7 protein-coding genes are annotated in these 8,176 nt (G+C 43.4%); 4 read left to right on the top strand and 3 right to left on the bottom strand.

The window, feature by feature from the left end:
* The first annotated feature begins 266 nt into the window (after positions 1-266).
* The gene (locus PseudUWO311_RS17720; RefSeq protein WP_142656560.1) at positions 267-1,058 is read left to right on the top strand and encodes an ATP-grasp domain-containing protein; all 792 of its coding nucleotides are present in this window, start codon (positions 267-269) and stop codon (positions 1,056-1,058) included.
* Positions 1,059-1,102: 44 nt separating this feature from the next.
* Here PseudUWO311_RS17720 and hemW read toward each other — a convergent pair whose 3' ends face one another.
* Positions 1,103-2,278, bottom strand: coding sequence for a radical SAM family heme chaperone HemW (hemW, locus tag PseudUWO311_RS17715; protein ID WP_142656559.1), 1,176 nt, complete (start codon positions 2,276-2,278; stop codon positions 1,103-1,105).
* A 133-nt stretch (positions 2,279-2,411) separates the two neighbouring features.
* Between hemW and PseudUWO311_RS17710 the strand changes: the two genes are divergently transcribed.
* Both PseudUWO311_RS17710 and PseudUWO311_RS17705 read left to right on the top strand, forming a co-directional pair.
* A complete protein-coding gene (locus PseudUWO311_RS17710) occupies positions 2,412-3,104 on the top strand; it encodes a Uma2 family endonuclease (protein ID WP_142656558.1) in 693 nt (230 codons plus the stop codon).
* A gap of 170 nt (positions 3,105-3,274) precedes the next feature.
* The gene (locus tag PseudUWO311_RS17705) at positions 3,275-5,470 is read left to right on the top strand and encodes a caspase family protein (protein ID WP_142656557.1); all 2,196 of its coding nucleotides are present in this window, start codon (positions 3,275-3,277) and stop codon (positions 5,468-5,470) included.
* An 88-nt stretch (positions 5,471-5,558) separates the two neighbouring features.
* On the opposite strand, the gene PseudUWO311_RS17700 is transcribed toward PseudUWO311_RS17705, so the two are convergent.
* A complete protein-coding gene (locus tag PseudUWO311_RS17700) occupies positions 5,559-5,900 on the bottom strand; it encodes a XisI protein (RefSeq protein ID WP_142656556.1) in 342 nt (113 codons plus the stop codon).
* On the bottom strand, positions 5,888-6,073 hold the full coding sequence (locus tag PseudUWO311_RS17695; RefSeq protein WP_142656555.1) for an element excision factor XisH family protein: 186 nt from the start codon (positions 6,071-6,073) through the stop codon (positions 5,888-5,890). Before PseudUWO311_RS17695 ends, PseudUWO311_RS17700 begins: the two co-directional genes overlap by 13 nt.
* Before the next feature lie 170 nt (positions 6,074-6,243).
* On the opposite strand from PseudUWO311_RS17695, the gene ftsH reads away from it, so the two are divergent.
* The gene (gene ftsH / locus PseudUWO311_RS17690) at positions 6,244-8,106 is read left to right on the top strand and encodes an ATP-dependent zinc metalloprotease FtsH (protein WP_142656554.1); all 1,863 of its coding nucleotides are present in this window, start codon (positions 6,244-6,246) and stop codon (positions 8,104-8,106) included.
* Positions 8,107-8,176 lie beyond the last annotated feature (70 nt).

Raw genomic sequence — 8,176 nt, 5'->3', positions numbered from 1 at the left:
GCAATTGAATCTCTGTTATGCTTCAATTTATTTCGATGAACGTGTGTTTGTTTAATTAGGGATTGAAGTGCAGAAATAAATGTGAAGTTGCCTCTATACCTTGCTTTTGTTTCCCGACAAGTCTAATATCTATCGCCTATTCCCCCAAATCAAACTGCGATCGCCTTTAGTAAATCCTTGAGCAGATAGCTCGTTGAGGCGATCGCACTTGACTTAGAGTAGGATTTTAAGTACAGCATTTTGAAAAATAAAATAGGCGTAATCTTATGAGATTTCTTTTTCCTAGTGATTATTTTAACACCAAGAAAGTTGATGAAGAATATTCGGAGCAAGTTGATTGCTTGCGAAACATAGGATTTGAGACCTCAGTTATCTCTTTAGAAGCTTTGTCTTCAGGCTATTCCAAAATTTTCCCTCAGCCAGATTCAGGATCAAAACTAATTTATCGGGGCTGGATGATCACTCCTGACGATTATTCACTACTAGTTAATGCTGTAATGGATGCTGGTGCAGAAGTTCTAATTTCTCGTGATGAATATTTAGCGACACATTACTTACCTAATTGGTATCCATTAATTCGTGATTTAACTCCAGAGACGCTCTTCTTTTCCATTGATGATAATTTAGAGGATGAGTTAAGTGAAATGGGGTGGAGCAGTTTCTTCATCAAGGATTACGTTAAGTCTCTTAAAACATCAATTGGATCGATAATTAATGAACCTTCTGCGATTGGAACAGTTGTAGCTGAAATGCAAAAATTTAGAGGCTTCATTGAGGGAGGTCTTTGTGTACGCAAAGTTGAAGACTTTATTTCTGATACAGAGCGGCGTTATTTTGTGTTGTATAGTAAACCATTTGCTCCACTAGAAAATGAAGAAATCCCAGAAATTGTTGAGGAGTGTGCTAAACGGATTAACAGTAATTTCTTTTCAGTAGATGTTGTAGAGCGTCGAGATGGTTGTAAACGAGTTGTAGAAATTGGAGATGGACAGGTGTCAGACTTAGTTGGATGGACATCTGAACGTTTTGCCACTTTGTGGGCAGATTATCACCAATAATTTGTTTTTATATGTCAATAGCGATCGCATATCAAACCTTAACTCTACAAATTCTCGTACAAATCAGCGATGACGATATCAGAAAACAACCAACCATCGGGAGAAACTAACATAATGCGAACATCCTCGGCATGTTCCACAAACCTAACCCAATCCTGCTCACGATAGTGATCGAGAATCTGCAAGGCGCGATCGCATAGCTCTTTCCCATAAGTTTCTTGCAAAGCATTCAAACTCAAACCTTCCGCCAATCGCAAGCCCTGCATGAGTGAATCCATCAACTCCTCCATAGGCTCAATCATCGGAGCCGTAAAGCCAATTCCTGTACTTTGCCAGAGCGCGATCGCATCGAGATATTGGCGCATCTTTTGAGGGCGATCGATTCTTTGGCGATTGATATAACTAGTTGCCCCCATACCTACGCCATAAAAAGGCTGATTGTGCCAATAGTTCAAATTATGTTTTGATTGATAACCAGATTGAGCATAATTCGAGATTTCATAATGTTCGTAACCCACAGATGGGAGTAAATCATGGGCAAATATATACATCTCAACTGTATGGGATTCCGTTGGCAATGGATTGTCACCAGCTTGATAGCGCTTCCCAAAAGCGGTTCCTTCTTCGATAGTGAGATCGTAAATAGATAGGTGTTTCGGCTCTAATGCGATCGCCTTCTGAAGCGAATCTTGCCAATCTGCCATCGATTGATGGGGTAGCCCTGAGATTAAATCTAAACTGAAGTTCTCAAAGCCAGCATTCTTAATTGCATCCACGGCTTCATAGATCTCAGCGACGCTATGACCGCGACCACAGGCATCTAGTAGCTCTTGCTGAAAAGCCTGTGCACCTAAGCTAATGCGATTTACGCCCAAACTGCGATAACCCTGTAAACTCTCCAGACTAACTGTTCCTGCATTCGCTTCCAGAGATATGTCAACATTAGAAGCGATCGCAAAATATTTTGCGATCGCTTCTAAAATTTTTTCAAGCTGTTTTACCGATAGCAAAGATGGCGTACCACCCCCAAAAAAAATCGTTTGTAAAGCTGCCATGGGAGGAATCTCTTTGACAGTGAGCGCAATTTCTTGACATAGCACATCCACGTATTGCTGCTTCAGATTCTCGCCGCCAGTAGTAATTGCGAAGTCACAATAAAAACAGCGCCGCTTGCAAAAGGGAATATGTATATATAGTGATTTGGGAAAGGTTTGGCTCAAGATATCGATACGTTAATTAATCAAAGGTTGGCGCTTCGCGCCAACCTTTGATTATTGGATAAAGAGATTATATAATTAGATTTAGCTACTTGGCGATCGCGAATTTATCAACCCCAAATACCGATCAAAAACTATGACCAACACAATCTCCAAATTAGAAATCATCTATCCTAGTAGTGACGGGCAACCGATGGCAGAAAGTACCGAGCATTATCAATGGATCGTCACGATTGAGGGCGGATTAGAGGCTCTTTTTAAAGACAACAATGATGTATTCATTGCGGGAGGTTTGCTTTGGTATCCTGTGGAGGGGCAGTCAGAAATTCGCCGCGCTCCTGATGTGATGGTCGTGTTTGGGAGACCCAAGGGAGCAAGAGGTTCCTATATTCAACACCTCGAAGAAGGAATTGCACCTCAAGTAGTATTTGAGGTCTTGTCGAGGGGAAATCGAATTTCGGAGATGGCACGGAAATTTGAGTTCTACCAAACCTATGGTGTTGAGGAATACTATGTCTACGATCATCTTGCCAATGATTTGGTCGGCTGGCTGAGAAATCATGCAGATCGTCATCTCGAACCAATTGACGACATCCAAAATTGGACAAGCCCTCGCTTAGGAATTCGTTTTGAACTTACCGATGAAACTCTCAAGATTTTTCAGCCTGATGGCACAAAGTTTTTAACTTATCTCGAACAAGCAGAACAAGCTCAACTAGAACGCGATCGCGCTGAGACTGAGAGATTTGCTAAAGAACAGGCTCTAGATACGATCGCAAAATTTGCCGCTAAGCTTCGTGAAATGGGTGTTAATCCAGAAAACCTTTAACAAAAATAAGATGAGATGCTTTTCGTCTCATCTTATTTTTGTTGTTTGAGTAATTCTACTTATTGAAAAATCTAGTTGCAAATTGGGCAAAATAACTGAAAAGAGTTGCCTTGCATCGGCTTTAATTAAAAGGAGCGATCGCAAAAAACAAAGGGAATCACGGCAGAAATATGGGAATTGCGCGGAGACAATTCTTACAAGCAGGACTGACCAGTCTAATCGGATGGCAATTTCTCACTCGCGATCGCGTGGCATTTGCTGCCGAGCAATATGTGCGTCAAACGACTGCATCAACGCCACGTAAACGAGCGCTACTGATAGGGATTAATCAATATGATGCTAAAGAGGAAGCGAATGGATGGCTACCTCTGCATGGTTGTATCAATGATGTGGAGCTACAAAAGGAGTTACTAATTCATCGCTTTGGCTTTGCGCCCCAAGATATTGTGACGCTGACCGATCTTGATGCTACCCGCAGCAACATTACTGATGCGATCGCGACCCATTTAGTTGCTCAGACTTTACCTAATGATTTGGTGATTGTTCACTTTAGCGGACATGGATCGCGTCTCGGAAATTACAATACACTTGTGCCAGTAGATAGTGGCTTGCCGCAAAATTTGGAAAATCTGCGAGATATTACGGAACAGGAATGGCAGGGGTGGCTGCAAGCGATCGCTACGGATCGGATTTTGAATATCATCGATGCAGGCTTTTACTATCCGAATGTTTCGGCAATTGGCAACTTTCGTTTGAGATCGCGAGTTGGACTGAAAAACTGGCAACCACCAACTGTAGCAGAGCCGAACGAGCAACCCATTGATCAGAAACTAATCGGTACAACTTTACGCGCAGCCTCTGGCGATATGCTCTGTGCTGATGCACAATGGTCGGGTTTTAGTAGTGGTGCATTTACCTATGCCCTAGTGCAGCAACTATGGCAGATCGTTCCTGCTACGAAAATCAATGTGGTGATGAGTGATCTTGCCACTACCCTCGATCGCCGTGCTTTGCACAATGACAATCTCACCATCGAGAAACAAGTTGCAAATATGTGGGAAGTTGAAGAGGCGAAACAAAAGGCGATCGCTTCAAGCACCTTTGCGGAAATGTTACCAATTCCTAACTTTGGTTCCGATGGTGTGATTATTAACAGCAGTAGCGATCGCCATATAGCCGATGTCTATTTGGCAGGCTTACCGATCGCCGTTTTGAGTAACTATGCGGCTGGTGCGATTTTGAATGTGGTGGGAGCAGCAAGTGCTCCGATAGGTAATGAATCAGAAACAGACTCTGTTCTCAAATCAATTCCATCTAAACCACAAACTACAGTTCAGCTCAAATCGCGCAATGGATTTAACGGCAAAATTGAAGTTTTAAATGATTACAGCATCAATCCAAAATTAGAAAAAGGGCAATTACTTCAGGAAGTAATGCGAGCAATTTCGCGCAATGTCAAATTAGCGATCGCCCTTGATGTTGGCTTAAGCAAAATTGAACGTGTTGATGCCACCAGTGCCTTCTCAACTATGCCAAATATGTTTGGCGTAAATGCCAATGAACAATGCGCTGATTGTCTATTTGGAGTGCAGTCGGCAAGCTATGGTCTATTTACAATTGGGCATACACCGATTCTCGGCTCCTTTGGTTCTGTGGGCGAGTCGGTAGGTGTGGCGATTAAGCGTTTGCAACCCTTTCTTGAAAGTTTCTTTGCAGCCAAACTGATCCGCACTACGGAAAATCAAGCCGCAACCCATCTTGATGTGCGAGTCACGCTCAAAGCCATGATCGGTGTCGATGAAAGAGCCGTCACTGTGGCTAGCAAATCTGCGGCTCGATCTGCTCTAATACCTGCAAATGCTTTCAGTAATATCGCGCGAACTAAACCGATTAATATTGGCGATCGCCTTGAATGTCAGATCGAAAACTTTAGCAATCAGCCGCTATATATGCGAATTTTCTGTCTCGATCCGCGCAGCAAGATTCTCACACCCAACTTTATCGCCACTCCCTACGCCAACGACGGCATCATTCCACCATCGGAAACTTTAACAATTCCCTATCCCAAAGCGCCAATGAATTGGGCGGTTTCTGCTCCTAAAGGTATGGTCGATGTTTATATTGTGATTAGCCGATCGCCACTTTTACAGGTTGCCAAAATTTTAGAAGCTTCGCAACGCCAAGCCTCATCTCTGAATGGATTAATTTCCATTCCTAATCCGTTACAAGTCGCACAATCTCTTTTGGATGATCTCGATCGGGCTGGCAAGCCTTCAGAGTTTGGCAATGCCGCTAATATAGGTGATGCATGGATGTTAGATGTACAACAATGGGCAACTTTCAATTTCAATTATCAAGTTGCATGAAATATAGAGTTCTCAACTTGACTCGCTTGCTTGAAAAATCATAGCTGTAGGTTAAAAAGAATTGCGGCGCTTTGCGCCGCAATTCTTTTTAACCTACAGCAAACTCGGTATCAGCACGCACTCTAAGAGGTTGAAATCCTAATACAATATCTTCCCTAGGTACCCCTAGCTTCAATAGCTCATAGGCAATACCACCCTCAGTCCCATCATATTGAATCCAAATCTTTTGATCCTTAATATCTAGATGTAATAAACATCCATAATCTCTTATATCATTGCGTTTCCAGCCTACATAAACTAACTGATAATGATCGCGCTCCACATCAAAAATAGTCTGAGCCTCGACTTCCTTTGAAGATTGCATAGAACGATTTGCTCTTGCTTGCATTAGTTGTTGAATATATTGCCTATAGACATTTACTTTATCCATTGTTCAATAATCTCCTTCTCTAAGTCATAAACCAAAAGCTTAAGTTGACTGCGTTGCACAGCTCTATACATTTCAACTCCACCTACACGCAATTCATAGGGATCATGAGTTATTTCCCACCCATCTTTCTCAAGGGCGTGTTTAACGTGATCGTGATATAAATCTTTTGCCATACATAATTATTTCATATCAAATTGTAGATAACTAAAAAGTCGCACAAGTCGCTGCTTTTTGGTGCTTATCTTCCTAGCGATACAGGCGGCTATCCCTACGTTTTCGGTCTAGCGCCTGTAAACCATCATTTCTATAATGACTTTAGCAACAAATCTTAAAGTATAAAAAAATGGCTGTAAAAAAAGAAGACCCCAAGCGATCGCGTGCTCGTCTGATTGGCAATATCCTATTGCTGATCGGTGCAGGATTGCTCATTATCAATATATTTTTACCAAACTTATTCGCGCCTCCCGTAGCCCGTGTTCCTTATAGTCTGTTCGTGCATGAAATCGAAGAAGGGCATGTAGCACGTGTATATATTGGACAAGACCAAATCACTTATCAGCTAAAGGGTGTTAGCCCTGAACTTCCTGGTGATGTGATTTCCACCACCCCAATTTTTGACTTAAATCTCCCTGAACGCCTCGAAAAGAGTGGCGTAGAATTTGCCGCTGCACCTGTGCAAAAGTCGGGCTGGTTCGGCACATTACTTAGCTGGGTAATTCCCCCGTTGATCTTTGTGGGTATTTTCCAACTCTTTAGTCGTAATGGTGGCGGCGGCGCACCTGGTGGCTTACAGATTGGCAAGAGCAAGGCAAAGGTCTATGTCGAAGGCGAAGCAACCAAAACCATGTTTACCGATGTTGCAGGCGTTGATGAAGCGAAACTAGAACTTCAAGAAATTGTCCAGTTCCTCAAAACTCCAGAGAAGTACACCAAAATCGGCGCAAAGATTCCTAAAGGCGTATTGCTAGTTGGTCCTCCCGGAACAGGTAAAACTCTGCTTGCCAAGGCAGTTGCGGGGGAAGCAGGCGTTCCTTTCTTCAGTATCTCTGGTTCTGAATTTGTGGAACTCTTTGTCGGTGTTGGTTCTTCACGAGTTCGTGACTTGTTTGAACAAGCAAAAAAACAATCTCCTTGTATTATCTTTATCGATGAACTTGATGCGATCGGTAAGGCTCGTTCTAGCGGTGGTATGTACGGCGGTAACGATGAGCGCGAACAAACTCTCAATCAGTTGCTCACGGAAATGGATGGCTTTGGTGTTGATGGAACTACTGTCATTGTTCTCGCGGCAACCAACCGTCCTGAAACCCTTGACCAAGCACTATTACGTCCAGGTCGTTTCGATCGCCAAGTCTTAGTCGATCGCCCTGACAAGAGCGGACGCTTAGCAATTCTCAAAATCCACGCGGCTAAAGTCACCCTCGACAAGAGTGTTGACCTAGAAACGATCGCAACACGTACTTCTGGATTTGCGGGTGCTGACCTTGCTAACCTCGTTAATGAGGCAGCTCTACTTGCAGCCCGTGCTGGACGTGAAACGGTCTTGCTTGAAGACTTTGCAGAAGCAGTTGAGCGTGTAGTTGCTGGTCTAGAGAAGAAGAGTCGTGTTCTCAATGAGAACGAGAAGCGGATTGTTGCCTATCACGAAGTTGGTCATGCTCTAGTAGGAGCGCTTAACTCCAGTAGCGGCAAAGTTGAGAAAATCTCGATCGTGCCTCGCGGTATGGCGGCTCTCGGATACACCTTGCAACTCCCAACAGAAGATCGCTTCTTGTTAAGCAAAGAAGAAATCGAAGCCCAAATTGCAACTCTTCTCGGTGGGCGATCGGCAGAAGAAATCATCTTCGGTAGCATTACTACAGGTGCATCGAATGACCTTCAACGGGCTACGGATCTGGCAGATAAGATGGTAACTAGCTACGGTATGAGCGAAGTTTTGGGGCCACTTGCCTACCAAAAGCAACAAAATCAATTCCTCGGCGGTATGGAGATGGCACGCAATGTCAGCCCTGCAACTTCGGAAGCGATCGACAAGGAAATCAAAACCATCGTCGAGAATGCCCATGCGAAGGCGCTAGCGATTCTCAATGCGAATCGTGATTTGCTAGAGTCTATCTCTGAGAAGCTCTTAGAAACAGAAGTAATCGAGGGTGATTTCCTAACTGGTTTGCTATCTCAAGTCAAGCCTGCTGAAGTTAACGTATAACTTTCTCAATTCATTACCAAAAAGCCGCGCAATGCGCGGCTTTTTGTTTTTTTAAAGACTTTTAACCGCT

The sequence above is a fragment of the Pseudanabaena sp. UWO311 genome (assembly GCF_006937785.1).
Taxonomy (GTDB): Bacteria; Cyanobacteriota; Cyanobacteriia; order Pseudanabaenales; family Pseudanabaenaceae; genus Pseudanabaena.
Note: the sequence above shows the minus strand (reverse complement) of the source record. Positions and strands in the feature narration are given on the sequence as shown.

What these genes read in the sequence shown, in the direction of transcription:
- PseudUWO311_RS17720 (WP_142656560.1), top strand. Translation starts at nt 267, where the DNA reads ATGAGATTTCTTTTTCCTAGTGATTATTTTAACACCAAGAAAGTTGAT.
- PseudUWO311_RS17710 (WP_142656558.1), top strand. Translation starts at nt 2,412, where the DNA reads ATGACCAACACAATCTCCAAATTAGAAATCATCTATCCTAGTAGTGAC.
- PseudUWO311_RS17705 (WP_142656557.1), top strand. Translation starts at nt 3,275, where the DNA reads ATGGGAATTGCGCGGAGACAATTCTTACAAGCAGGACTGACCAGTCTA.
- PseudUWO311_RS17700 (WP_142656556.1), bottom strand. Translation starts at nt 5,900, where the DNA reads ATGGATAAAGTAAATGTCTATAGGCAATATATTCAACAACTAATGCAA.
- PseudUWO311_RS17695 (WP_142656555.1), bottom strand. Translation starts at nt 6,073, where the DNA reads ATGGCAAAAGATTTATATCACGATCACGTTAAACACGCCCTTGAGAAA.
- ftsH (WP_142656554.1), top strand. Translation starts at nt 6,244, where the DNA reads ATGGCTGTAAAAAAAGAAGACCCCAAGCGATCGCGTGCTCGTCTGATT.